This window comes from Okeania sp. SIO2F4 (genome assembly GCF_010672385.1).
Classification (GTDB): Bacteria; Cyanobacteriota; Cyanobacteriia; order Cyanobacteriales; family Microcoleaceae; genus Trichodesmium.
On sequence record NZ_JAAHGT010000038.1, the window covers coordinates 1 to 25,976 of the forward strand.

Here is a 25,976-nt window from a genome sequence, read left to right on the forward strand (position 1 = left end):
TTAAAGCCTCTCCTAATTAGGAGAAAAAGCGGTCGGAAAGCGCAGCATTCCGTCAGGATGGGATGGCGAGGTCTCCTCGCTTGCCGACCATCGACCAAGACAGCGGTCGGCAAGCGGAGCATGACCCAGGATGGGATGGCGAGGTTTACGTTCCCTCCGGGACGCTACGCGTTTCATGTCGCTCCGCGTTAATGCGCGTTGTGCGGAGCGCTAAACGCCATATCCAATCTCCCCTTGAGAACAAAAAAATTCCTTTTAACCAATCCTATCCGTTTTTAAGAAGAGGTAATTATTAATTATTAATTATTAATTATTGAACTACACTATTTGTTTGTAATATTCTTTATTCAAGTTAGCCTTATAGCAATTATTAGGTATTAGTGAGGTACAAAATTGTAGCTAAATTCAAAAGTAAAAAGTCAAAGGTTACAAATTAAATTATTACTGTGACCAAGTTGAAAAATTTGATGGCGTTGCTGAATGGTAATAATTTTTAGATTAAGCATCAACGCAAAACATAAGTTTTTCAATTTTACCTTCAGCTACTTACCATTACATTTCAGCAATGCCAATTTGATAGTATCTTAACAGTAATGACGACTTCTAGATAATTTGTTTTGAGGGACATATAAGCCAGGTTCTGGGAACAGAAAATCAGAAAAATAACTGTACTTACAAAGATTAACAAACCCTATATAATAGAAGTTTTCATATTTAAGTTTACAGTCTTTTTTCTCTTTCCTATCCCCTATTTTCTTTTTTTGTTCCTTAGTTCCTAAAATCCAAAACTTATGTATCTCACACAAGAGGAATGAATTGGTACAATTAATTTTTGATAGTGTACAAAGATTATTTCTTGAAAATCATAAAATTAGGGGTAAGTAACAACACAAAATAACTAGTGCATTTTTTACTAAAATAAATTTGCTTAAACAATTTTTGGGAAAGAAATATAACTCAACACTAAATATACAAATAATTTTGTTTGCCTACTTATTTTATATTCTCTGTTCCCAGTTAAGGCACTTCCAATTTCTCAATTATCCTAAAATCTCTTGTGGTCATCTTCCCCACTAATAAGGTAGGTAGTGATAGAATGCTGATTCGAGCTAGTGAGATGGTTTATTTATTGGTCTTCCCTTAGCTGTTCCCTCTCTCCACAATAAATCACTACATATCATGACTACCTAATTTTTTAGTAGTTGTTGACGTTCTATTTCTAATTGCTCAATTTCTTGCCTGAGAGTTTCTTTTTGTTGTATGATATTTTTCAATTGATTTTGAGTTAAGTTAAGTTCGGCTTCAGTTTTTGCTTTTGCTTCTTGAACTTGTTTTAGTTCTTCTTGAGTACGAGCTTTTGCTGTTTGAACTTGATTTAGTTGCTCTTGAGTTATTCTTAGTTGGGTTTCTATTTCAGTTTTTTGGATTAACGCTTTGCCTAAAGATTGATTAACTTGATTCAACTGAGTTAGAGCTAATTCTAAATCAGAGACTGCTCTTGCTAATTCATTTTTAATACGAGTTGTTTCAAGTTCAGCTTTTGTAACTTCCTTGCGAGTTTCATTAAGTTTTGTTTGAATTTCATCTATTCTAAAAACGCCTTTTCTTAATGGTTTGCTTGTGGCAAATAGGATAGCCAAAGTTAAAGCTGAAAGAATACTGCCAGTAACTATAGTAACTACAGCAGCAGTATCACGGGGTCTAAGATGGAATATTCGTAGTCTAGCTTTGCCTACCTTTGTGCCTAGGCGATCGCTAATAGTAGCTATTACACCACCTAGAACTAGAATTACTAATACTAAGATTACACCGGCGGTCATTAACGGCTGCTGGTAGTTGTGTTATTTTAATATTTCCTTGACTCGATCGTCTCAGGAGATTTGCCCAAACTGAAAATAGGCAGTAATTTATTTAATTTAATTTATTTACTATTATTTTCTCTGACTTTCTGTTAGCTAAGGTTTATACTTAATTAATATTTACAGATAAAATAATATTTTGACTCAGGTTACCATTGTGATATTCTGAGTTTTACATCCTCCTAACGCTGCTAGGAGACAGCGCGAGATTCCTTAACATTGCTGGTAGGGGCTTTCTACTTCAATGCACCTTCCCTACTGGATCTATTCCTTTCAGGTTTTACAGTCGCTCCTAAAGACTTGCTAGGGCAGTCTTGGGGGTTTCCCCCATGAGTAACTGGCGCTGAAACTGGGAGTCCCGCACCCTTCGAGCGTGGGCGTTCCCTCTCTTGGTCGATTGGATATGGCTAGGTTTCCTCAGCATCCCATCCTAGGTCATGCTCCGCTTGCCGACCGCTTGCCATCTTAGGCCGACGCGGGGTCTGACCGCTTGCGTCTTTTACCGACGCGGGTTCCCATCCGCAAAATGTTTATACTTGCGTTAATGTCCCTGTCATGGTGAGTGCCACACTTTGGACAATTCCACTCCCTTATACTTAGAGGCAATTTCTCAACTACATGACCACAATTATAGCAATGCGCGCGAACTAGGAAAATATCTGTCAATTTTGATTAATTCCCGTCCATACCATTCGGCTTTATAGTCTAATTGTCTAACTAATTCGGACAAGTTAGCGTCACTAATTGCTCTGGCTAACTTATGATTCTTTACCATGTTTTTTACCGCTAAATCCTCAACTACTATTGTTTTGTTTTCTCTGATTAGCTGTAGGGGAGCCGTCTCCTTGGCGACGTATGTTAGCTTATGGGTGTAGTCTCCTCTTGAGTCTTTAATTTTTGCCTGTATCCTGGCTACTTTAAGCCTGGCTTTCTGATAGTTATTAGACCCCTTAGTTTTTCTTGTTAAAGACTTTTGAGCTAAACTTAGTTTTTTGTGTAACTTCTGAAGATTCTTAGGGTTAGCTGCTTTTTTCCATCACTGGTAGTTAATAAGCTAGTGATTCCTGAGTCAATGCCTGAGAGTTTTTTTGTGGGTTTGAGTTTTAAATCTCTGGTGTCTTTGACTCTCAAAGAGACAGACCATCTACCGCAAGGGTCAAGCTTGACTTTTATTGTGGTTGGCACACAGTTTTGGGGAATTGCCTACTCCATCTGATAGGTAATGGCTCTGCACATTTAGCTAGATAGACTTGACTATCTTTCCATCCATTTGAAAGCAGACGAGGGTGAACTCCGCACTACCATCATTCCGTTTTTTCTTAAAATTAGGATATTTAGCGCGTCCACTAAAAAAAATTAGTGAAAGCTGTTTGTGTATCTCTCAAACCTTGCTCTGTGTGGTACACAGCTAACTTCACTCAGAAAATCACAATCTTCCTGTTTTTTCCAACAAGTAAACATAGCTGAAGTTTCTTTGTAGCTTACTCGTTGCTTCTGTTCATACTATACTTGAGTTCTAGTTGCTAAAGCTTTGTTGTAGACCAAGCGTACACAACCCAAATTTATCCGTAACAAATTTTCTTGTTCTGGAGTGGGGTAAAATCTAAATTTGTACGCTTTTTCAATATTTATACACTTTTTCAATTATTTACTGTATATTTATTCAACAAAAACATTTTAACAGATTATGTGTGAAACTGCAAGATTGATTGGTTTTCCTCTATCCCCCCCTTTCAAAGGGGGGAACAAAAGGGGGGGATGGAGAGCGCGGGTCTCCAAGCAACATTTAGATGAATTGGGAGTTGACCACCTACACTTGATGTTACAGTTTTCAATTTAGAGCTTGATTTGAATTTATCCTTAACAGTATTTTCAAATTTGTTATGTGTCCTGATAAATCAGGTAAATTGCTGACTTAAAGCCACTGGGTTATGTACTGTAATTTTCTTTTTATGAATGGATATCATACTATCTTGCCGGAGGTCTCCCAGTAGACGAGTAACTGTCACCCTTGTTGACCCAATTGCTTCTGCAATTGCTTGGTGAGATAGCTTAAGGTCTATTGTAATTCCTTCTTTACTAGGAACTCCAAAATCTCGACAAAGGATTAACAAAAAGCTAACCAGTCTTGAACCCATATCTCGGTGTGCCAATGTCTCAATCATCATCTCTGTTTGTAAGATTCGAGATGATAGTCCACGCAATAAAATAACTGACAGTTCTGGATCTTCTCTCAGAGCTTTCTCCACCTGGTCAATTGGCACTGATATTAACTCTACTGGGGTAAATGCCACTGCATGGTAGAAACGGTCAGACTTATGGCCTGTAATTAGAGACAGTACGCCAAATACACTATTTTCCCGAAGTAGGGCTACTGTTATTTCGTCTCCTGCTTCATAAACCCTGGACAGCTTAACTGCGCCTTTAATTAAGACGTAGACACGCTCTGCAGGGTCTCCTGGGAAAAATATTGTCTTGCCCCGTTCAAAAGTTTCTACAACTGGTGGATATGACCCACCAGATATATTACGGAAAACAGATGCTAGTGGTCTATCATGCGTCACGACCAATTTCCTTACACTTACTTCTATATATATTTTTCTTTATATCTTTTAACAAATAGCTCACTAACTCATCAAAGGTTGTACTATCAAATTGCAAGGTATTGCTATATATTTAGGATTTACTTTACTTTGTTGTAAACACTTGAGATAGATTAACACAATGAAACCGAAAAATTTAATTTTAAATTCTGGCCTATAGGTGCTATTTTGCCGGATGGCAAATATGCAGTATGCTATCTTAGCATCAATTCGTCATAATAAATTAAATTTTCAAGTTTTTATCTAATTAAAAATTATACTACAATTTATGGTACTATGTTAAATTTAACTGGAAAAAATGCTCTGGTGACAGGGATTGCAAATAATCGTTCTATTGCTTGGGGCATTGCTCAACAACTTCACAAGGCTGGGGCAAATTTGGGGGTGACTTTTCTACCAGATGATAAGGGTAGATTTGAAAAGAAGGTTTGGGAGTTGGTAGAACCTTTGAGTCCTTCTTTATATTTACCTTGTAATGTTCAGGATGACGAACAGGTTCAGGCTACTTTTGCCCAAGTAGGGGAAAAATGGGGTAAGTTGGATATTCTGATTCATTGTTTAGCCTTTGCTGGTAAGGAGGAATTGTCTGGAGATTTTAGTAATACTAGCCGTGAAGGTTTTACTCGTGCTTTGGAGATTAGTTCTTATTCTCTAATCGATCTGAGTTCTCAGGCGAAGGAACTGATGACTGAAGGAGGTAGTATTTTAACTCTGACTTATTTGGGGGGGGTGCGAGTTGTTCCTAATTATAATGTGATGGGAATTGCTAAGTCTGCTTTAGAAATGAATGTGCGTTATTTGGCAGCAGAACTTGGCCAGAAAAATATTCGGGTAAATGCTATTTCTGCTGGTCCAATTAAAACTTTGGCTTCTTCGGCAGTGGGTGGTATTAAAGATATGATTCATCATGTGGAACAAATAGCTCCATTACGTCGGACTGTGACTCAAATTGAAGTTGGTAATACTGCTGCTTTTTTATGTAGTGAGTTGGCGAGTGGAATTACTGGTCAGGTTATCTATGTGGATGCTGGTTATGAAATTATGGGAATGTAGATATTGAACTCAGAAGTGAGAAGTCAGAAGTGAGAAGTGAGAAGTGAAGAAAGTAATTAGATATGTAGTAGAGTTTCTTAAATGACTTACAGCAGATTCGATCATTCGATCGTCTGCACACAAGTGAAGTACAGATATTAAGGAGGGAATGTTTGTAGTGCGGGTATCTTAGCTGCTATGGGCGTACCTTACCAAGATGGAATTTGCTGTAAGTTAAAGTTTGGTTTAGTTGGTTGAGGTTAGAATTTGATATTTTTCGTAATCCTCAACCTACTTGTGAAAAATTAAAATTCAAAATTTATATTGATATTTTTATGATGCAGATAAGCGATCGCCTTTCTCAATCTACTCCGATAAAATTAGATTTGCCTGCTAGAGTGTCTTCGGTGAAACGAACCACTGGAGAAACTGATGTGACTGTTAGTCTTAATCTTGATGGTGTGGGTAATTGCAAGGCTAATACTGGGATTCCTTTTTTAGATCATATGTTGCATCAAATTTCTTCTCATGGACTAATTGATTTGGATGTCCATGCTGTGGGGGATATTGAAATTGATGACCATCATACTAATGAGGATGTAGGTATTACTTTAGGCCAAGCGTTAAAGCAGGCGTTGGGCGATCGCAAGGGTATTGTCCGTTTTGGTCATTTTCTGGCTCCTTTGGATGAGGCGTTGGTTCAGGTGACCTTGGATTTTTCTGGTCGTCCACATTTGAGTTATGGTTTGGAAATGCCTACTCAACGGGTTGGTACTTATGATACTCAGTTAGTGCGGGAATTTTTTGTGGCTGTGGCTAATAATAGTTTGATGACTTTGCATATTCGGCAGTTGGCTGGAATTAATTCTCATCATATTATTGAGGCAGGGTTTAAGGCTTTTGCTCGTTCTCTACGAATGGCAACGGAAATTGACCCCAGGCGAGTTGGAGAAATTCCTAGTTCTAAGGGGGTTTTGTAATTCAGTTATCAGTTATTAGGTAAGGATTCAGGTAAGAGCGATCGCTTTGGTGGTAACAATCCGGTAACTTCTGGAAATATTAGGTAGTCCTAAAAAGGAAAGGATCAAGCTATAGGCATGAGTCAATCAGTTCCACCCCTAACTCCAGAAAAACTTAACCAGTTGTCAAAAAAGGAACTGTTCAATAATTAATAATTAACAATTAATAATTAATAATTACCTCTTCTTATAACGGATAGGATTTACTAAAAGGAATTTTTTTTCTTCTCAAGGGGAGATTTGATATGGCGCACTTCGGAGCGGCTCTCCATTGAGAGGGAAACCTCGCCATCCCATCCTGCTCCAAGCTCCGCAATTCAATAACGCGCGTATGCGGAGTGCTAAACGACCGCTCTCTTGGTCGATTAGATATGGCTAGGTTTCCTCAGCATATCTCGACCGCTTTTTCTCCATGAATGGAGAGGCTTTATACCTGAATTTTTCGGTAAATGCTGTAGCTGTCACTTCTGATAGCAAACAAGTGATTTCTGCTTCAGATGACAAAACTATTAAAGTTTGGAGTATCAAAACTGGGGCATAAATTTATATGCTCACCGGTCACAGTAACTATGTAAATGGTGTAGCTGTCACACCTGATGGTAAGCAGATGATTTCTATTTCATCTCAACGTTGGCCCTTGACCCGCGCTCTCCCGTAGGGGAGCGTCGTCCGCGAAAACCAATCAATGTTGCGGTTTCACACATAATCTGTTAATATGTAAATGTTGAGAAGTAAACAGTAGATGGTTGAAAAAGCTTACAAATTTAGATTTTACCCAACTCCAGAACAGGAAAATCTGTTGCTCAGGACGTTGGGTTGTGTATGCTTGGTCTACAACAAAGCTTTAGCTGCTAGAACTACTGCATGGTATGAACTCCAAGAAAGAGTAAGCTACAAGCAAACTTCAGCTATGCTTACTTCTTGGAAAAAGCAGGAAGATTTAGATTTTCTGACACAAGTAAGCTGTGTACCATTGTAGCAAGGTTTGAGGCATCTACAGACTGCTTTCACGAACTTTTTTAGTGGGCGTGCTAAATATCCTAATTTCAAGAAGAAGCGGAATGGCGGTAGTGCTGAATTCACAAAATCTGCATTTAAGTGGAGAAATGGTCAAGTATATCTAGCCAAATGTTGTGAACCATTACCTATCAGGTGGAGCAGGCAACTACCCCAAAACTGTGTACCTAGTACAATTACTGTAAAACTTGCTCCCTCTGGTAGATGGTCTGTATCTGTGAGAATCAATGACACCAGAGATTTCAAACTCAAATCTGTTACCAAACAAGTAGGTATTGACTTGGGAGTTACCAGTTTACTAACTGCCAGTGATGGAGAAAAAATTACTAACCCAAAGAATCTCAACAAGTTACACAAAAAACTGAGGTTGGCTCAGAAATCTCTGTGCAGAAAAACCAAAGGATCTAATAACTATCAAAAAGCTAGACTTAAAGTAGCCAAGATACACGCCAAGATTAAAGACTCAACAGGAGACTACACCTATAAGCTGACATACGTCGCCAATCCGACGGCTCCCCTACAACTAAATTGTGGTTGAGGATTTAGCAGTCAAAAATATGGTTAAGAATCACAAGTTAGCTAGAGCAATAAGTGATGCTAATTGGGGAGAAATAGTTAGACAATTAGAGTACAAAGCTGAATGGTACGGAAGACAATTGATAAAAATCGACAGATATTTCCCTAGTTCGCGCGCGTTGCTCTAATTGTGGTCATGTAGTGGAGAAATTACCTCTAAATATTAGAGAGTGGGATTGCCCAGAGTGTGCAGCTCACCACGACAGCGACATTAATGCAAGTATAAATATTTTGCGGATGGGAACCCGCGGGGTGCGTAAGACGCAAGCGGTCAGACCCCGCGCCGCCGACAGCTCGCTTGCGGTGCGACCCCGCGCCGCCGACAGCTCGCTTGCGGAACGCGCACTCCTGTGAGGGAATGCTGACCAAGAGAGGGAAGGCCCACGCTCGAAGGCTGCGGGACTCGCAGCCTCAGTCTGTGGAGCGCGCCTTTAGACCCGTTGGCGAAGCCTGTGCGAAGCACATAGGGAGCAAATCTCGGAAGGCAGGTGCGTTAGAAGCAGAAAGCCCCTATCAGTGATGTTAGGGAATCCCGCGCTGTCTCGCGTATAGCAGCGTCGGGAGGATGTCAATTGACAAAACTATCAAGGTGTGGAGTATAGAAAATAGCAAGTAATTTCGGGTTCATCGGACAAAACTATTTTCTTGTGATAATTTTCCACAACTCCGCTTGTACTTTTTCAACTACTTCTTGCCACTCTCTTGACTGAGACTGACGGAATAATTTCATCGTTGGATACCAAGGAGTATTTTCTCCTTTTTGTAACCAACGCCAGTCGGGATTAAAACATAATAAAGTCCATACATTTTTACCTAATGCTCCTGCTAAATGTGCGACGGAAGTATCAACAGTAATTACCAAATCTAGTTGTTCTATTACTGCTGCTGTATCAGCATAATTGTTTAATTGAGAACTTAAATCTTCTATCTGAATATTGCTGGGAATTTGAGTTAATTCTTTAGTACGTTCTCCTTTTTGCAGACTGTAAAATTTTACTCCTGGTACTTGTAAAATCGGTAAAATTTCTGTTAGTTTACAGGAACGATTAGAATCGTTTTTATGAGTAGGACTACCACCCCAAACAATGGCTATTTTATATTCAGTATCAGTGATATTTATATGATTACTATTTGTGGATTGGATATAGGGAATATTGGCAGGAATTGTTTCTAAAGTTGTGCCAAAGATATAGGGTAAACTCATTAAGGGTGCATAGATATCAAATTCTGATAATTGTAGTTCTCCTGGTGGCATTAATTTATCAATTCCTGGCAGATTTTTAAATAGAGGAATTAATTCTGGCGGACATACTAATATAATTTTTTGACAATGTTTCGCTGCCCAAGGAATATAACGGATAAATTGAATAGCATCTCCTGCTCCTTGCTCGGTATGAATTAATAATGTTTTATTGCTAATATCTTCCCCTTGCCATTGAGGATGAGGGCATTGAAAAGGAGTAAATTCTGCTGTTTGCCAGCGCCATTCACATTCTGCAAATCCCCGTTTTAAGTCTCCATTTTTCAACAATGTCATGCCTAAATTAAAATGTGCTTTGGCAAAATTACCGTTGAGATGAATTGCTTTTTCATAATGTTGAATTGCTGTTTCTAATTGACCTTTTTGACTATAAGCATAAGCAATACTATTATGAGCGTCGGCATTATCTGGTTCTGTATTAATTACCTGTTGTAAAAGATTAATTGCTGCTTCATACTGTTGATTATCTCCTAAAGCTATACCCAAATTATATTTAGCTCTTGTCAAATCTGGTTGTAACTTCAAACATTCTTGATATGTAGCGATCGCTTCTACTAATTTACCTTCTTGATATAGTTGATTTCCTTTAACTAAATAAGTCTCTGCCATAGCTATTTCTGAAGTTGGTTTGACTGTTTCTGCTAAAGCTTCATCGGGTAAAACATAAGAACTAGCCAATAAATTTTCATTCCATTCAATAATTTCTGGGAAGCGAATATTTGGCAAAACTGCCACAGAAAATATTTCCTGAACTCCGGCTTCAAATCTTAAAAAAGCGACAGTTTCTCCAGTCAAAATATTTACTACCCAAACCCCACAAATTCTTTCTTGAAGTTGAGTAATCGGCATCCCACTAAAAACAGCAGTTTCTCGAACTTGAGACAAACCAATAAATGCTAAATTTCCCCAAAAATCTATACCGCGAGTAAACCCGGGTAATTTAGCAATTGTTTCTAATTTTCTCTGGTTTAAATCGACTTTTGCCAGACTCCCATTGCCTGATTCTAATAACCATAATTGTTCTTGATACCATCTGGGAGAATGGGGCATGGATAAACCCCGCATTAATATTTCATTTGTTTCTATATCTATTAATATTCCACCATTAGCTTTATTCTTTCTCCAACCAGCAGCAGTATCAGTTTCTCCTAAAGCTGTGGCATATTTTGGCAAGTCATTTTTTAAACAAAATCCATTCAAATGACAGCGGTCTGTTAAGTCATATCCAGTGATAAAATGAGGTCGCCATCTAGGCACAAAACTATTAGGATGACCGAGGGTACAAAGGCAAGAAAAACGAGTATTAATAAACCATAATTCATCTTTTACCCAAGCCATTTCGTGAATATCAATATCTCCAGTTATATGAATATTTCTGGGTAAATAACAAGCATCATGTTTGCCTTGCGGTTCTATTTTTTCTGCTACTGCTGGAACGTTGCGAAAATCCCAAATTTGATAAGCAGTTCCCAGAGCAATTTTTTCGCGATCTGCTGCTAATCCCATGGGTTTATTAAAGGTGCGAAAATGAGTATTAATTACTCCATTATCGGGACGCAATACGATTAATTTACCTGCTTGATAAGTGGAGACGACTAAAGAGATGCCTAACTGGTCTAAAATTTGGGGAAAATTGTTTGTATGTACGCTTCTTAATAAATAATTGTCGGAATTAACAGGAGCACTAGCTTGATTGTTCATGGTCTTTTTAGTTATCAGTTATCAGTTGTCAGTATCTCCAAGAATAAGGAGGCAAGAAAATCTGAAATTTCCTTTTTTATTTCTTTTAAAAGGGAGGGTTGAGAACTTATTTATTGCTCAAAATAGGTATAAATGTATTAAACAATGAAAAGAGTTTATAATCCGGATTTTTAGAAGTCTGGTCTTGTAGTAGACTGACACACCTTAATTGTTGCATTAGAAAAAAAATTTTCAAACCTTGCCATAACAAGAATTATATGAAAAAAGCTAATGATGAGTAGTGAAATTTTTCTTCTATTGCTGTATACGCAATAGTTAATTCATTTTATGAAGCACCCCGCTGTGGGAGATGAGTAGTGAAATTTTTCTTCTATTGCTGTATACGCAATAGTTAATTCATTTTATGAAGCACCCCGCTGTGGGAGATGGGTAGTGAAATTTTTCTTCTATTGCTGTATACGCAATAGTTAATTCATTTTATGAAGCACCAAACTGTGGGAGATGGGTAGTGAAATTTTCCTACTAGACCGACACACCTTAAATAGTACATTAGAAAAAAATGCTCAAACTTTGCCATAACAAGAATTACACGAAAAAAGCGCTCTGCACAGTTTTAGCTATGTCAGTTCAGTAGTGGCGTAACACACTACTTTTTTTAAGGATTTTTTAGATTACGCGATACAGATAAAATCACGACTTTATCCAAAGCAAAGGTACTGGATCGCTGATATAACAAGATAATCCGGAAAATTCATAGTCATTACTTTTTTGTCCCTCAGAAAATGCTTCTGGAGTAATTGCACGGAAGTTTACTCCTGCTAGCTTTAACTTTTGAGTCTTCTTTCTATACTCACTATACGAGTATACAGGTGTAATGTGAATTACCACACCATTGCACGCAAGTTCCCAATGATTGTTATATGAGCGATGTTCTCTTGCTCTCTTCTTGTGCGCTCTACTACCTGGTCGAAAAACTTCTCCAGCAAAAAGGTCAAATCTACTATATCTGTGCCACTTGAATTTTAAACTTGTATTTTTATCTTGATTTGCCTTGATATATTCTTTGATTTTTGCCGCCGTTCCTTTGGGTGAACAATTAGTCCAATCATATTTTATATGAACATGAAGAAGTCGATCGGAATTCTTAAGTTCAGTTCCAAAAATAATTAGTCGTTGTGAAAAAGTCTTTAAAAAATCTCTCAACACAACCTCTGATGGAATTACAGTTGGAGTTTCAACTTCTGTATTATTTAATAACGGCTGAAAATTTCTAATTAAGCTTTTTTATGCTACAGTCAAATCCTCTTTATTCCATGCTTTCCAAGCAAGTCGCACAGGAAATTCTCGATCAATTTCTTCCAATTTGTAAAGCCGATGATGACTTTTCCATCTTGCTGCTAGGTTTTGAGCTTTACCTACATATAGAATTCTATTACTTGCATTTATTGCAAAGTAGATAGCTAAACAAGTTGGTAGTTGCTTACGATCGGCTAAAGAGACAGAAGGTAGTTGCAGAGGATCAAGTGAAATAAACATTTTATAATTTGCAGCTAATCAATTTCAATAATTTATCCTTGTAAAATTCCCTCAGAATTAGTAGCTAAATCTGGGGAAGCAGTAAATAAACCAATCAAAGGTTCGGTTTCTAAGTTCGTATTTTGATAGGAGTTGTGCAAGAATAACCTGAACAATTTTTTTAATGGAAGCTAGATTTCACAATCTATTTCAGATAAAATTTGTACAACTTAATTTTTACGTAAGCATTCAGCTATTAGCCGTCAGCTATCAGCAATAAGACTCTGTGCTTAAGGACGGGGTTTAAATGAATATAGACTTTGGAGCTGACTTTTGTAGTAAGATTTTTATAGCTCAATTAATCAAGCTTTTATCACTCACTAAAAGCACTCTTCTGATAGCTGATAGCTGACGGCTGAATGCTTACATTTTTACCGAATAATTAATAATTATTAATTATTAATTAAATACCTTGGTTAAAAGCCTCCCCTTTCAAGGGGAAAAACAGAAATAATATTTCTTTATATTCAATTCCCGTACGGTTTTAACCTTCTTGTAATTATCCATTATCCATTAATGAAATGATGCCATAGCTAGATTATAAATCGGGTTGGGATTGATAACTAGCAGATTTTGTCGGCTCCTTCATTTGAGCTACGATTTTTTCCATTAGCCATATTTTCTCCTCCAAGGAGAAGTTATTAATAGCATTTTATAGCTCAAGCAGTTTAGATGAAACCATTAGATTAATATGTTGTGATATGGAAAATAAATTTCTATTATGGCGTTGCTGAAATGTAATGGTAAGTAGCTGAAGGTCAAATTGAAAAACTTATGTTTTGCGTTGATACTTAATCTAAAAATCATTACCACTTAGTAACACCTCTATGATTATAGGATATTGAAAATTTTATCTAAGTCTTATGCAGCTGTGGTGGGTAAAATGCTAGGAGCATAGGAATAAAATTGTCAGGGCAAAGGAAAGCAGAGCGATCGCTACTCCCTGCTAACTCCTGTCTCCTAACTCAGCTTGGGTGCGTTACGCGTTAGCGATGGCTTTGCGCTAGCAATCGCGCTTCAGCAATCTACTGTAGGGGACGGGTTTAGTGGACTTAATTACTATTCTCAAAGCTTTCGGTTAAACCCGCCCCTAAAAACTTCATTCTGTCTCCTGAGTCCTTCTTTCATTTTAGGTGAACCCGAAGCAACCTAACCATGAAACTACAGAGAGGCTAAGTGCTATATGAAAATGTAGTAAAGATTGGAAAAAAAGCGTGCGGTAGGTCAATATTGTGGTGTAAACTTAGGTAGAACGGAACGACCTAAAAAAAACAAAAAAAAATGTCCACTCAAAAAATACAACACCAAGCAAAAGACCTTCAACCTTTACCCGTTGCTGCCACCGATATATCTACTCTCCCTACTACTCCTGACTCGCTGTCGTCGTCGCTGACACCGCTGCGCTCTGAATTCTCTTCTTCATCTTTCGATTTCGATTCTATGTTCGCTGCAGACCCTGGATTTGCTATAAGAGTCCTCAGAGAGTATGCAGATCACCATGGTGGAGAAGGGATACGATGTTTGGAGGCGAGGAAGGGGGTAGGAAGCACAGAGATCGGAGTGCGTGAAGACGCTAGGATAATGAGACTTAGTGAAGAGGAATTTATTGTATTGTAGAGTTATTTTATGAGCCTTATTTCAACGTTGGCCCTTGACCCGCGCTCTCCGGAACGGGAGCTGAGATATGGGAAAACCAATCAACCCATGCGGTATTTACAATAGTATGCTATGGTAGAAAAATAAGGCTGCTGGGCTAGCAGTGTCAGCGCCAGTCGCTCATGGGGGAGACCCCCTTTGGCGGCGCTGTCTTGTCTGTGGAGCGCGCCTTTAGACCGGAAAGAGGGAAGGGCCTCCTCAGCAGGTGCTATGTTTCGCTTTCCTAGGTCATGCTAACGCAAACGCGACATGAAAAGCGCAGCTCCTCTGTTAGCGTAGCTCCTCCGTTTGCGTAGCATTCCGAAGGAAAGGAGGCAAGAGGCCGCAGAAAGCACCTATCAGCGATGGAGCGGGAATCCCGCGTTGTCGCAGGGGCGCAACGTCGGGAGGATGTCAATTGACTGACTATTCAGCAAATAACGCAAGCTAGTCGATACTATTATCGTACCAACTTCACGATCTACTAAATAAGCAAGTTCAGCTAATAGCGATCGCTACTCCCTACTCAACTCAGGTTGGGTGCATTACGCGATCGCTTTTTCCTGACGGAATTCTCCGCAAACATGTCGCGCAGCGTTTTCCTACGGAATATGAAAAGCGGAGCTTTGCGTTAGCAAAACAGCACCCTACTACTGTGATATAAATCTCACTGGGTGACAAGCTGGTTGAAAGCTATATATACAAAGGGATTTGCGGAAAGGGACCTGAAGAATATTTCAACAAAAAGAAAAGGCTTATTAAGAATGAAGGGATGTAGTGGGTTCGCTCCGCGAACCCACTACATCCCCTCACTTTGAGTTGATTTTTTATTCATTTAAAAATTTTTTGAAATCGTTAAAAATCTGATAAAAAAGGTTAGTAATTACAAATAAAAATCAATAAAAGTGAAGATATTAGGCTTTTATCAAAACCATATTAAGCAAAAATTGAGTCCATCTCAAGTCGTAACATTACAAATATTATTATACTTAATATCAGTACATAAGACAGTACAAATATCAAAATTAAGTAATTATTTTCCCCAAGCGATAAAATTAGAAAGTAAGGGAAAACATATACAAATATTTTTAACTTTAAAAGAGTTTATCCTACCTTTATTTTGGTTCCCTTTAGTTAAAATAATAATAGAAAAATTATTCAGCTTTACCCCAGAATTAGTATTAATTTTAGATAGGACTCAGTGGCAAAATACTAATATATTAATGATTAGTTTACCTTGGAAAAAGAGGGCTTTACCTATCCTTAACAAAAGCATCTCTGAGCAAACAGAAACAAAAACTGAAGACCTTTGAGAATGTTTTACCCTCCCTAGACCTCAAAGGCGGACAAATCAGTGCCGAACGAGCCAAAGCTAGGGAAAAGATTGCCCAAACTCAACAGCAGCTAAAGGAATTACAATCAGCGATCGCTAAGGAGTTACCTATGCTCTCTAATGATTCGATCAATCTCAAAGGTCTAGTGAAAGTGACGGGAGTCGATCTTGTACAAGAAAATGTCATGGGGACCTGGCTACCCAAAATTAACCAAATTCAAATTGAGGTAGATAATTATGCACTTCTAGGCAAACCATTTTGGGTCGATCGTTTGGTAGAATTGTTGCGAGTCACTCTAGAAGCGGAAATCAAACTACAGGTGGGACAGCAGCGAGTCAAATTACTCCATCAAGCAGAACGAGTAATTACCCAAAGGTTTAATCTGTTTGACAAAGTTCTCATTCCTCAGACCAAGGCTAATATAAAAAAAATTCAGATTTATTTAGCCGATGCGGAACGAGCAGGTGTTGTTAACTCCAAGTTAGCTAAACGGAAGAAGGAGCAAGCAGGATGAGTATTATTACCTTAAACAAAGTGACGGTTTTTGGGTTAGGAATTGACAAGCCCAAGGTACTCGAAGGCTTGCAGACATTAGGCTGTATGCACCTCATTCCTCTGCAACCGCCACCGAAAGAAACAGAATTTGGGTCAAGCGATCGCTATGAAGATGCTCAAAAAGCCCTACAGTATATTATGGATGTCCCACGACGGAGGCACCAAGTGCGGGATGAGGCAAAGTTCGATCTCGATCAGTTCTTAGCAGAGGTACAGGTTAATAAGCAGAACCAGAGGGAGGCAGAGGACAAACGCCTTTTCCTCACTAATCGACTCAAAAACCTGGAACCTTGGGGCAACTTCACTTTGCCAGACTTAGATGAGTTGGGTGGCTACCGACTTTGGTTTTACCAAGTGCCCCACACGAAAGCCAAACATATTCAGGAGATTGAACTTCCCTGGCAGATAATGGGAGAGGATCATCTCAATGTCTATGTGGTAATCGTCGCCAAAATTGAGTTTTTTAACTGGGGTCTTTCAGAGGAAGGATACCCATTTCATGCCTTTACAAAAAGATAAAGAGTGTGGGGAGTGTGGGGAGATGGGGAAATAAGCGAGCATATTTGGCAATGGTGCTCAGATGGAGCATTTTTTTATAGAACCCATTTGGTATCTTTGCCCGGGTAAAAATTTTTGAGTCAGGAGTCGTCCGTGGGATAGAGGCAATACAGGAAAAAGATTGAAAAATACTCCAATGCACCCCATCTCCCCATCTCCCCATCTATCTATTTTTAAAGAGAGCCAAAATGGGTTCTATACCGAATTAAGTGGATTTGATATCAGCAGGTTAATCTTGCTGTGCATTGTTAATATAGCAGTTCTTTAATCTATGAGGTACAGTTTTAGATCCCCCCCCCCGCCCCTCTGAAAAAGGGGGGAGTCTTCAAAGTCCCCCTTTTTAAGGGGGATTTAGGGGGATCATAAATACTGTGGGAATTGCTATAAATGTTAGCAAAATGGGGTTGCACATTAAAGAATGATAATAGATTTTAAATTGTACATATATGAAGAAAAGAATTATCTAAAAATATCTACTTTCAGACTTCATCATTCCTGATTGTGCAACGCCAGCAAAATAGTATCGGAGCATAGTAATGGATGAATTTGTAATTCTATTGGGATGGTTCGGGTTATACTCTACCGTTGGCTTAGGGGCGATCGGCAGTGCCATCGGCTGTACCATCGCAGGACAGGCAGCCATTGGTGCCATGATCAACTCAAGGGTGGCTATGGTCGCTTTGTGGGACTGTCAGCTCTGCCCTCTTCCATGTCCATTTATGGGATTGTGGTTATGTTTGCCCTCAATCGTCCTACAATCGCACCGGAAGCTGCTGGCGGTCTATTTGGCATTGGACTGGGAGCGGGTTTAGGCTTCCTCTTGACCGCTGTTTACCAAGGTCTTGCCTGTGCATCGGCGATCGCTGCAGCTAAAGACAAAGCGGAAATCTTTGGTCTAGCTTTAGCTCCCGCTGCCATTGTGGAGGGCTTTGCTGTGTTTGCACTGGTATTAGGTCAGGGAATACCGCAGTAATACCATTTCTCAAAAATCTTGCTATATATGATTGGATGGGGAAGTGTGGTCCGTGTGGTCGGTGGGGGGAGAGGAAAAGTAGTGATAATCTATACTAACTAACTAATAATTGTCAAAAATAGACTTTAAATCTTGGTAACTACTTGAGTGTTGAAGTCTCACCGAAGTATAGCATTATTTTTGGTAATTGGTATAATACCGTTTCACGGAAGTCAAAAGTCGTAGGGGTGAATGGTCATTCACTCGTACAAAAGCGAGTGCTAATTGGCGAGGTTTCCTACGGGGCGCCTACTGTGCGGAATTACTTCCGCACACAGCCCCTCCAGAATGTAAGACGCACTCAAGAGAGTTAAAAGTAAGATTTTTTGGGCTGTAAAACTTTTACACTACAGTAATTTCAGGAAATTATTTCAGATAAAGTATAACATAAGTAGCGTAGCCTAAGTTGATGAAATTGGTATAAGGAGGTTACTATTGTGACTAAAAACAAAACATCCAATTCGGCTCAGGTAGCTTCTGGTGTGGAGGCATTGATCGATCGCTTACGCAATGAAGGTGTCAATAGCGGGCGGACTCAAGCAAAACAGATCGTCCAAGAGGTGCAAGACCGAGCTGATTCGATTGTCAAAGAAGCCGAGAAACAAGCTGCTCAGATTATCAAGCAAGCTAGGGAAGAGTCTGAAAATTTGGAACGGGCAGCTAATCAAGCCTTAGAGGTCGCTTTCCGCGATACGGTATTGACACTCAAAAGCCAATTAACTCAACGATTTACGGGGGAAGTGCAACGCTTAATCGGTGCCGAAACCGAGAAACCAGAACTGCTGCAAAAGCTGATTCTGGAAGTGGTTGGTTCCCTCAAGGATACAGTAGCTGAAGCTGAAAAAGTGGAAGTGCTGTTACCCCGCAAGGTTCAAGGTCTTGAAGAACTTAGTCGCAATCCCGAAGCACTGGAGCAAGGGATACTTACCCATTTTATCCGCCTGATCAATCAAGATTTGCTGCGGGAGGGCATAAGTTTCGGCATTGTTAAGGATAACAAAGGGGGATTACAATTGCGGTTAATCGATCGACAAGTGGTGCTAGACCTCAGCGATGCAGCCATTGTCGAGGTAATTATTGAACATCTCCAGCCTCGTTTTCGTGCACTTCTTGAAGGGATCGTCAAATAAGCTGTTGTGTATTAAAAATGGGCGTTGCTGAATAAATGTATGATTTCACAGGAGTCAGGATTCAGGAGGCGTGGAGTTATACCAAGCGTGAAAAAAGAATGTTACAAATGATTAGCAGCGATCGCATAATATTAAAAATCTATGTCTGGAATACTAAAAATTAATATTACGGAGTCAGAAGAAGTCCTAAAAAAGTTATTGTGAGACCAGAAAACGGCCAAACACAGAGAAAGAGTAGAAATTTTATATTTGCTTATTACTAATCAGGCTGAAACTGTTGGCCATCTAGCTGCCTTGACTGGCCGCCACAGAGTGACAATTTCCAGGTGGTTAAGTCAATATCGTCAAGGTGGACTAGAAAATTTATTGAAGTAGCACTCAGCACTCAGCTAGCCTCTTTCAGAGGAGCTGCCTCTTACAGAGGAGCTTCGCTAACGCTAACAGCAGTCAGCTTATTCAAGGTGTATAATGGGGGATTGTTTCCCCCCCACGCAAAGCGCACCACTAATTTTTTCGCTCCTCTTGTGGGGGAGCGTTACCCTCGAATTTTTAGTGCTCCAGCTAAATGCGCTCAAGCTGATAGCTAGTTAACAATTAGCAAAAGTCCTGGTCGTCAATCATTAATTCCAGAAACAGTTAAAGATAAATTAACAGGAGAATTACCGAAAAATAAAGGTATAAAGCCTCTCACTCGCTGTGGAGAAAAAAGTGCTCTTGAATTTCCTTATATTCAATCCTCTCGGTTAAAACCCGAGGTAATTATCAAGTTCGCCATTATCAATTATCAATTAATGAAAAGACCCAGAAGGTTTTGATAGTTATAGTGAAATTCATAAATGGCTCAAGAGCGTTGATGATCTTCAAGCAAGTTATGGAACTATATATAAAATAGCTCGTTATCAATGTTAATTGCCCAACTTAAAGTGCCACGTCCAGTCAATATTAAACAAGAAAAAAATGCCATAAATAACTTTAAAAAAAACTCCCAGAATTAATTCAATCTATTTTAGAAAAAAATCAATATTTTGTGAAAGATGTTCAAGAAATTCCCTATTGGTGTCAGGATGAAAGTCGTAATGGAAGCGAAAACTATTTCAAGGCGAAAGATTACATCGTTCATGAGTAAAGCCAGTGGGAAAAGAGCAATGGCAGTTTTATTATCGATGGTTATATGGCTTAGTAGAACCATCAACTGGTGAGAGCTTTTTTTGGGAATTTACTCATCTAAATAGTGTTTGCGCATGAGAAATTTTGAGAATTATTTGCAGAAAAGTTTCCCCATGAATTTCACATCATTCAACTAGATAATGGTGGTCTACATAAAGCTTTAAACTTAAATATTGCTGAGAATGTTATTTTACTATTTCAACCGGCTTTAAGTCCCCAAGTTAATCCAATCGAAAGGTTATGGCAATACATTAAAGAAGATTTTAAGTGGATTAATTTTGAGAACATAGAGGAGTTACAAAATGCTCTGACTAAAAGTTTAAATAAGTTAACCCAAAAAGTAGTAGCTCAAATAACTGGATGGGAATTTATTGTTAATGCTTGATCAATGGCCAATATTTAGATAGCGTTGGCGCAGCCTAGGGTAGCTACATCGCCTGTCAGTATCCAATATTTCAAAAGTGATCGCATCCAAGTATTCGTAACATTCTTTTTTCATGCATGGTATTATTTGGATTCCTCAATCAAGGGAGTATATGAACGAGCTGGTATCATTCGCACCAATGATGGTACTATTGGTAGTATGACTATGATTGGGACGGTTTCTCCGGCTGGGGGTAACTTTGAGGAACCCGTTACCCAGTCTACCTTAAGCACGGTTAAAGATTTTCTGGGATTAAGTGCACAAAGGGCTTACAAGCGTTTTTATCCAGCGGTTGACATTCTCATCTCTTGGTCGCGTTATCTCAAACAACTCGCCCCATGGTTCGAGAAAAATGTTGAACCGGGTTGGGTACAACGGGTTGAAGAAATGATTCAACTGCTTCATACGGGGAATAGTATTGAGCAAATGATGCAGGTGACAGGAGAGGAAGGAGTCACCCTTGATGACTTTATTACTTCTCAGAAAGCTTTGTTTGTGGATATGGTTTACCTGCAGCAAGATGCTTTCGATGATGTGGATGCTAGTGCGCCCCTAGAACGACAAAAAGAAACCTTTGGCCTGCTTTATGAGCTAGTTAATAGTCAGTACAAATTTAAAGATAAACAAGCTGCCCGTGATTATTTTACCCGCCTAACCGGTCTTTTTAAGAACCTTAATTATGCTCACCCTATTAGCGCGATCGCGCTAATTATTTAAAACAGATTCAAGAATTAGCTGAGTCGGTTACTTGAGATACTCCCAAAAGTTTGTATGGCGCGACACTGCAGGATTTTTTGATTCGTTCTGTACGAATCAAAGTGCCAAGCGGATTTGATGTAATTTTACCATCCTAGGGGTTTGGTTTCCCAACTCTGGTCTCCCAACCCTCCATCCCAAAATCTCAAAACTATAACGTTACAGTTGAGGGTCAGACCACCCACCTAAACCTAAAAGTATAATATCAAATCTGGTAGCATTGGTGTAATTAGATAAATAGTGTGGGGAGATGGGGAGATGGGGAGATAATATGAAATCCGGTTGAATACTTATTATATAGTTGGGGGTGGTCCGTGTGGTCCGTGTGGTCCGTGTGGTCCGTTTGGTCCGTTTGGATAGAATTATAAACATATATCATATAACCGGATTCTATAGAACCCCTGAAGGTATTTATTTTTTTATACATGATGGGGGTGGAGAGTGTGGTCCGTGTGGTCCGTGTGGGGAGTATTTTTAATCTTTTTCGTGCTTTTTCTTTGATTTTTTCTTCCCAAGCAGGGCACCATGCCTCAAAAATTTAATCCTGAGCAAAGATACACTTAGGGTTTCTATATAAGCTTCATATTTGGCAATGGCGCTGTTCACCGAACATTTTTTTATACCGAATTCAGGGGATTTGATATAGTTTCACCATCCTAGGGGTTTGGTCTCCCAACCCTGGTTTCTCAACTCTGGTCTCCCAACCCTCCACCCCAAAATCTCAAAACTATAACGTTATAGTTGAGGGTCAGACCCCCCACCCAGCCCCAAAAGTATAATATCAAATCCGGTAGCATTGGTGTAATAAGACAGCAGAGCGATCGCTACTTCCTCCTGACTCCTGACTTCTGACTCCTAACTCCTGACTCCTAACTCCTAACTCCTAACTCCTAACTCCTGACTCCTGTAAATACCCACAATGTCCTAAAATCAATAAAGTTTATGATAAATTAGGGACATACCAGTGGCCAAGTCAACAGAATCTAATACACAACCTCTTTCTCGGACACCTCTATACGACTTAGCAGCAGAACTTAAGGGCAGAATGGTAGAATTTTCTGGGTGGGAAATGCCAGTACAATACACCAGCATTAGTACCGAACATGAAGCAGTACGCACAAAAGCTGGAATGTTCGATATTTCCCACATGGGTAAGTTTATTGTTCAAGGCCACGATCTAATTGAGAAAATCCAATATTTAGTACCTTCCGACCTGAGTAGTTTAGAACCTGGTAAAGCGCAATATACTGTCTTATTAAACCGCCAGGGAGGTATTATTGATGACTTTATTTTCTATCGTCAAAGTGATGACTCCCTCACCAACGAAGCACGGGGTTTTATGATTGTTAATGCTGCCACTAAAGCTAATGATAAAGGATGGATATTAAGTCATCTAGAAGATAGCGGTGTTAAATTTCAAGATATATCTGAGGAAAAAGTGTTATTGGCTGTCCAAGGTCCGGAAGCAGAATCATATTTGCAGCAATTTGTCAAGGAAAATTTGGCATCAATTGGATTTTTTGGGCATTCAGATATTACTGTATTAGAGCAACCTGGTTTTATTGCTAGAACTGGTTACACTGGGGAAGATGGGTTTGAAATTATGGTTGACCCCCCCGTAGGTGTGGAGTTATGGCGCGGTTTGTTAAGTGCTGGGGTTACTCCCTGCGGCTTGGGAGCTAGAGATACTCTGCGTTTAGAAGCTGCCATGGCACTTTACGGTCAAGATATTGATACTGAGACTACTCCTCTAGAAGCGGGTTTAAGTTGGTTAGTTCATCTAGATAAAAAGGGAGAATTTATTGGTCGTCAGGTGTTGGAAACACAAAAAGCGGAAGGAGTTTCAAAACGTTTGGTGGGTTTAGAAATGCTCGATCGCTCTATTGCTCGTCATGGTTATCCTGTTTTGAGTGATGCTAAGGTGGTGGGGGAAGTTACCAGCGGTACAAAGTCTCCAACTTTAGGGAAGGCGATCGCTTTAGCTTATGTACCTAAAAATTTAGCTAAGGTTGGTCAAAAATTAGAAGTAGAAATTAGGGGTAAAATTTATGCAGCTATTGTTGTTAAACGCCCCTTTTATAGAAGGAATAGGGAATAGGGAAAAATTATAACTCTATTTATTAGTATAGACTGTAATTTTTTGCTATTTTAAAAGATTATTTCTTCTTCCTTCTTAACTTAGAGTAGTGTAGATAGTGTGTAGTAGACTGACACAGCTAAAACTGTGCACTCTTATTTTTGTATATAGATGTCTTTTTCTCCCCACCTCCCCCCACACTCCCCACACTTCCCACCCTCCCCATCTAATGCACCATTTAAGGTGTGTCGGTCCAGTAGGGTGCGTTAGGCGCAACCGTGTAAATGTGGTTTTACCTCAAAACGTAAAATTTCCCCGTAACGCACCATTTTAAAAGTCAAAAGTCAAAAGTTAAAAGCTGGAAATGGGGGAAAAATTACAACCTTCTTACTTACAGTAGTAGCTTGTCTAGGCTAAATTTGTGGGTAAAAAACCTAACACCCCAACCCCCTTCCCTACGAGCGTTGGGGGAGAAGACTTCGCCCCTCTCGGAGCAGGAGAGGGGTCAGGGGAGAGGTCTTCATTGACTCGCTCTTTACCCACATTTTCAAGCTAGACGTCCTAGTAGATTCGGTGATTAATGTGGTACAACTAACAGGGTAAATATTTTTTGCTTATTCCCTATCTTACCGAATTATTAATTATTAATAATTAATTAATTCGCGCCTTGAAGCCTCCCCTTGGATAGGGGAAAAAAGCGGTCGGCAAGCGGAGCAGTCCGTTAGGATGGGATGGCGAGATCTCCCGCTCTTGCAGAGCCGCTTCGAAGTTCGCCATATCCAATCTCCCAAGAGAGAAGAAATGATATTTCCCAATATTCAATTCCCGAGGGGTTTTAACCAGAGGTAATTATCAAGTTCGCCATTATCAATTATCAATTAATGAATCCCTATCTTCCCTACTCCCTACTCCCTATTCCCTACTCCCTCAAACTAAAAATGAAACATCAAGAATTACCAATTATTGGCTGGCGAGAATGGATAGTTTTACCTGAAATTTGCATTAGTAAAATTAAGGCAAAAATTGATACTGGTGCCCGCTCTTCTGCTTTACACGCTTTTGATATTAAGACTTTTGAAATTGACGGTAAAGCGATGGTGAAATTTAAAGTTCATCCCCAACAAAAAGATACCAATCTCATAGTAACTGCTGAAGCAGAATTAATAGATGAACGAAATGTTCGTAGTTCTAGTGGGGAAGCAGAATTACGTCCTGTCATTTTAACTGAAGTTAATTTAATGAACAAAAAATGGCAAATTGAGCTAACATTAACTAATCGGGAATTAATGGGATTTAGAATGTTGTTGGGGCGACAAGCTGTGCGGAAGAATTTCTTAATTAACCCTGGTAAATCCTATTTAGATAAAAACCCGAAAATTAGTCAAGAATAAGGTCAAAAAAAATGGCAGAAAACAACAAAATGAAAATCGCTATTTTATCTACTGAACCAACTCTTTATTCTACTAGAAAGTTAGTAGAAGCAGGAGTTGAACGTGGTCACGAAGTTCAGGTTATTGATTACCTGCGCTGTTATATGAATATTACTTCTATGAAGCCTCAAGTTATTTATATGGGTGAACCTTTAGAAGGATTTGATGCTATTATTCCTCGCATCGGTGCTTCTAAAACATTTTATGGCACGGCTGTAGTTAGACAGTTTGAAATGATGGGAGTTTTTACGGCAAATCCTTCTCAAGCTATTTCTCGGTCTCGCGATAAATTACGTTGTTTACAATTATTAGCTAGAGAAGGAATAGGATTACCTGTGACTGGTTTTGCTCATTCAACTAAAGATATTGATGGTTTAATTAATACTGTTGGTGGCGCTCCTTTGGTGATTAAATTATTAGAAGGAACTCAAGGAATAGGAGTAGTTTTAGCTGAAACTTATCAAGCAGCAAAATCAGTTATTGAAGCTTTTCGTGGCTTGGATGCTAATATTTTGGTACAGGAATTTATTAAAGAAGCAGGTGGTGCAGACCTGCGATGTTTTGTAGTAGGAGATAGAGTAATAGCAGCTATGAAAAGACAGGGAGCTGAGGGAGAATTTCGCTCAAATTTGCATCGAGGTGGTAAAGCAGAAAAAATTAAATTGAGTCCAGAAGAACGCTCAACTGCTACCCGTTCAGCTAAAGCAATGGGGTTAAGAGTTGCGGGAGTAGATTTATTACGCTCTAATCATGGCCCAGTAGTCATGGAAGTGAATTCTTCCCCTGGTTTAGAAGGAATAGAAACTGCTACAGAAGTAGATGTTTCTGGGAAAATAATAGAGTTTCTAGAGAAGAATGCACAAAAAGGTCAAGTGCGCGATCGCATTGAAGGTTGAAGAAGTCAGTTAACAGTTAATTGATAATTAACAATGGATAATGGATAATTATTTTTGAGCATAATTATCAATTATTAGGAGAGGTTTTAAACCGGATAGATTAATTATCAATTATCAATTATCCATTGGTAAGCAATCTCGTGCCACCTCTGAGATTGCTTCCTATAGTTTCAATGACAACTAGCAATTTTTAGATAATACCAGGCGTGATAAATGTTTGCTAGGAATCTCTTTTACCAAAAAAATGTGGTTTAAAGCCTCCCCTTTTAAGGGGATAATAAATAAAAATTTTCTTTTGAGTCAATCCTATCCGTTTTCAAGGAGAGGTAAATTATTAATTATTAATTATTAATTATTAA

The 25,976-nt window shown here is 39.1% G+C and carries 27 protein-coding genes and 2 pseudogenes; 20 read left to right on the top strand and 9 right to left on the bottom strand.

The window, feature by feature from the left end:
* Nucleotides 1-1,187 precede the first annotated feature (1,187 nt).
* The 3 genes and pseudogenes from F6K22_RS04445 to F6K22_RS41730 all read right to left on the bottom strand — a co-directional run.
* Nucleotides 1,188-1,820, bottom strand: a complete 633-nt coding sequence (locus F6K22_RS04445) for a DUF3084 domain-containing protein (protein ID WP_293093782.1) — start codon at nt 1,818-1,820, stop codon at nt 1,188-1,190.
* A 504-nt stretch (nt 1,821-2,324) separates the two neighbouring features.
* Nucleotides 2,325-2,525, bottom strand: coding sequence for a zinc ribbon domain-containing protein (locus F6K22_RS41725; protein WP_363272833.1), 201 nt, complete (start codon nt 2,523-2,525; stop codon nt 2,325-2,327).
* Nucleotides 2,488-2,832 (bottom strand): annotated as a pseudogene (locus F6K22_RS41730) (RNA-guided endonuclease TnpB family protein); the annotation flags it as partial. The pseudogene F6K22_RS41730 and the gene F6K22_RS41725, both read right to left, overlap by 38 nt.
* A 99-nt stretch (nt 2,833-2,931) precedes the next feature.
* Between F6K22_RS41730 and F6K22_RS41735 the strand changes: the two are divergent.
* A complete protein-coding gene (locus tag F6K22_RS41735; protein WP_363272835.1) occupies nt 2,932-3,075 on the top strand; it encodes a hypothetical protein in 144 nt (47 codons plus the stop codon).
* A 287-nt stretch (nt 3,076-3,362) separates the two neighbouring features.
* Here the strand turns inward: F6K22_RS41735 and F6K22_RS41740 are convergent, their stop codons facing one another.
* Together F6K22_RS41740 and ntcA are read right to left on the bottom strand one after the other, a co-directional pair.
* On the bottom strand, nt 3,363-3,503 hold the full coding sequence (locus tag F6K22_RS41740; RefSeq protein WP_363272837.1) for a helix-turn-helix domain-containing protein: 141 nt from the start codon (nt 3,501-3,503) through the stop codon (nt 3,363-3,365).
* Nucleotides 3,504-3,757: 254 nt separating this feature from the next.
* Nucleotides 3,758-4,423, bottom strand: a complete 666-nt coding sequence (gene ntcA / locus F6K22_RS04455; RefSeq protein WP_426548886.1) for a global nitrogen regulator NtcA — start codon at nt 4,421-4,423, stop codon at nt 3,758-3,760.
* A 315-nt stretch (nt 4,424-4,738) separates the two neighbouring features.
* Between ntcA and fabI the strand changes: the two genes are divergently transcribed.
* From fabI to F6K22_RS43405, 7 genes are all read left to right on the top strand, one after another.
* Nucleotides 4,739-5,515, top strand: coding sequence for an enoyl-ACP reductase FabI (fabI, locus tag F6K22_RS04460; protein ID WP_293093787.1), 777 nt, complete (start codon nt 4,739-4,741; stop codon nt 5,513-5,515).
* Nucleotides 5,516-5,832: 317 nt separating this feature from the next.
* Nucleotides 5,833-6,474, top strand: coding sequence for an imidazoleglycerol-phosphate dehydratase HisB (hisB, locus tag F6K22_RS04465; RefSeq protein WP_293093825.1), 642 nt, complete (start codon nt 5,833-5,835; stop codon nt 6,472-6,474).
* Between the two features lie 451 nt (nt 6,475-6,925).
* Nucleotides 6,926-7,054: a hypothetical protein gene (locus F6K22_RS04470; RefSeq protein ID WP_293093790.1), complete on the top strand. Its 129-nt coding sequence runs from the start codon at nt 6,926-6,928 to the stop codon at nt 7,052-7,054.
* Nucleotides 7,055-7,255: 201 nt separating this feature from the next.
* On the top strand, nt 7,256-7,492 hold the full coding sequence (locus F6K22_RS43390) for a helix-turn-helix domain-containing protein (RefSeq protein WP_483244108.1): 237 nt from the start codon (nt 7,256-7,258) through the stop codon (nt 7,490-7,492).
* A gap of 6 nt (nt 7,493-7,498) precedes the next feature.
* Nucleotides 7,499-8,068 carry an RNA-guided endonuclease InsQ/TnpB family protein gene (locus tag F6K22_RS43395; protein WP_483244109.1) on the top strand — a complete coding sequence of 190 codons (570 nt, stop codon included), beginning with the start codon at nt 7,499-7,501 and terminating at the stop codon, nt 8,066-8,068.
* 19 nt (nt 8,069-8,087) lie between these two features.
* The gene (locus F6K22_RS43400) at nt 8,088-8,234 is read left to right on the top strand and encodes a zinc ribbon domain-containing protein (RefSeq protein WP_483244110.1); all 147 of its coding nucleotides are present in this window, start codon (nt 8,088-8,090) and stop codon (nt 8,232-8,234) included.
* Between the two features lie 13 nt (nt 8,235-8,247).
* Nucleotides 8,248-8,460, top strand: coding sequence for a zinc ribbon domain-containing protein (locus F6K22_RS43405; RefSeq protein WP_483244111.1), 213 nt, complete (start codon nt 8,248-8,250; stop codon nt 8,458-8,460).
* A 283-nt stretch (nt 8,461-8,743) separates the two neighbouring features.
* Here F6K22_RS43405 and F6K22_RS04480 read toward each other — a convergent pair whose 3' ends face one another.
* The 3 genes from F6K22_RS04480 to F6K22_RS04490 all read right to left on the bottom strand — a co-directional run bounded on the left by F6K22_RS04480 (nt 8,744) and on the right by F6K22_RS04490 (nt 12,604).
* The gene (locus F6K22_RS04480; protein WP_293093793.1) at nt 8,744-11,068 is read right to left on the bottom strand and encodes a TIGR03032 family protein; all 2,325 of its coding nucleotides are present in this window, start codon (nt 11,066-11,068) and stop codon (nt 8,744-8,746) included.
* A gap of 690 nt (nt 11,069-11,758) precedes the next feature.
* Nucleotides 11,759-12,274, bottom strand: a complete 516-nt coding sequence (locus tag F6K22_RS04485; RefSeq protein ID WP_293093796.1) for a hypothetical protein — start codon at nt 12,272-12,274, stop codon at nt 11,759-11,761.
* 78 nt (nt 12,275-12,352) lie between these two features.
* Complete coding sequence (locus F6K22_RS04490) at nt 12,353-12,604, bottom strand: GIY-YIG nuclease family protein (protein WP_293093799.1); 252 nt, start codon at nt 12,602-12,604, stop codon at nt 12,353-12,355.
* Nucleotides 12,605-15,183: 2,579 nt separating this feature from the next.
* On the opposite strand from F6K22_RS04490, the gene F6K22_RS04495 reads away from it, so the two are divergent.
* From F6K22_RS04495 to F6K22_RS04505, 3 genes are read left to right on the top strand one after another with little or no spacing between them, the layout of a single operon-like run.
* Nucleotides 15,184-15,591, top strand: a complete 408-nt coding sequence (locus F6K22_RS04495; protein WP_293093801.1) for a hypothetical protein — start codon at nt 15,184-15,186, stop codon at nt 15,589-15,591.
* Nucleotides 15,578-16,126, top strand: coding sequence for a V-type ATP synthase subunit D (locus F6K22_RS04500; protein WP_293093828.1), 549 nt, complete (start codon nt 15,578-15,580; stop codon nt 16,124-16,126). Before F6K22_RS04495 ends, F6K22_RS04500 begins: the two co-directional genes overlap by 14 nt.
* A 20-nt stretch (nt 16,127-16,146) precedes the next feature.
* On the top strand, nt 16,147-16,686 hold the full coding sequence (locus tag F6K22_RS04505; protein ID WP_293093805.1) for a V-type ATP synthase subunit I domain-containing protein: 540 nt from the start codon (nt 16,147-16,149) through the stop codon (nt 16,684-16,686).
* Nucleotides 16,687-17,188: 502 nt separating this feature from the next.
* Here F6K22_RS04505 and F6K22_RS04510 read toward each other — a convergent pair.
* Complete coding sequence (locus F6K22_RS04510; RefSeq protein ID WP_293093834.1) at nt 17,189-17,368, bottom strand: hypothetical protein; 180 nt, start codon at nt 17,366-17,368, stop codon at nt 17,189-17,191.
* Between F6K22_RS04510 and F6K22_RS04515 the strand changes: the two genes are divergently transcribed.
* From F6K22_RS04515 to rimK, 9 genes and pseudogenes are all read left to right on the top strand, one after another.
* Nucleotides 17,288-17,698: an ATP synthase subunit C gene (locus F6K22_RS04515; RefSeq protein ID WP_293093808.1), complete on the top strand. Its 411-nt coding sequence runs from the start codon at nt 17,288-17,290 to the stop codon at nt 17,696-17,698. The two genes, F6K22_RS04510 and F6K22_RS04515, sit on opposite strands and share 81 nt — an antisense overlap.
* A gap of 476 nt (nt 17,699-18,174) precedes the next feature.
* On the top strand, nt 18,175-18,867 hold the full coding sequence (locus F6K22_RS04520; protein WP_293093811.1) for a hypothetical protein: 693 nt from the start codon (nt 18,175-18,177) through the stop codon (nt 18,865-18,867).
* 35 nt (nt 18,868-18,902) lie between these two features.
* Nucleotides 18,903-19,031, top strand: coding sequence for a hypothetical protein (locus F6K22_RS04525; protein WP_293093814.1), 129 nt, complete (start codon nt 18,903-18,905; stop codon nt 19,029-19,031).
* A gap of 64 nt (nt 19,032-19,095) precedes the next feature.
* Nucleotides 19,096-19,242, top strand: a pseudogene (locus F6K22_RS04530) (helix-turn-helix domain-containing protein); the annotation flags it as partial.
* Between the two features lie 919 nt (nt 19,243-20,161).
* Complete coding sequence (locus F6K22_RS41745; RefSeq protein WP_363272843.1) at nt 20,162-20,419, top strand: transposase; 258 nt, start codon at nt 20,162-20,164, stop codon at nt 20,417-20,419.
* A 126-nt stretch (nt 20,420-20,545) separates the two neighbouring features.
* Nucleotides 20,546-21,175, top strand: a complete 630-nt coding sequence (locus tag F6K22_RS04535) for an ATP synthase beta subunit C-terminal domain-containing protein (protein ID WP_293093816.1) — start codon at nt 20,546-20,548, stop codon at nt 21,173-21,175.
* A 1,003-nt stretch (nt 21,176-22,178) separates the two neighbouring features.
* On the top strand, nt 22,179-23,312 hold the full coding sequence (gene gcvT, locus F6K22_RS04540; protein ID WP_293093819.1) for a glycine cleavage system aminomethyltransferase GcvT: 1,134 nt from the start codon (nt 22,179-22,181) through the stop codon (nt 23,310-23,312).
* A gap of 917 nt (nt 23,313-24,229) precedes the next feature.
* The gene (locus tag F6K22_RS04545) at nt 24,230-24,682 is read left to right on the top strand and encodes an ATP-dependent zinc protease family protein (protein WP_293093822.1); all 453 of its coding nucleotides are present in this window, start codon (nt 24,230-24,232) and stop codon (nt 24,680-24,682) included.
* A gap of 29 nt (nt 24,683-24,711) precedes the next feature.
* A complete protein-coding gene (gene rimK, locus F6K22_RS04550; protein ID WP_293093831.1) occupies nt 24,712-25,617 on the top strand; it encodes a 30S ribosomal protein S6--L-glutamate ligase in 906 nt (301 codons plus the stop codon).
* Nucleotides 25,618-25,976 lie beyond the last annotated feature (359 nt).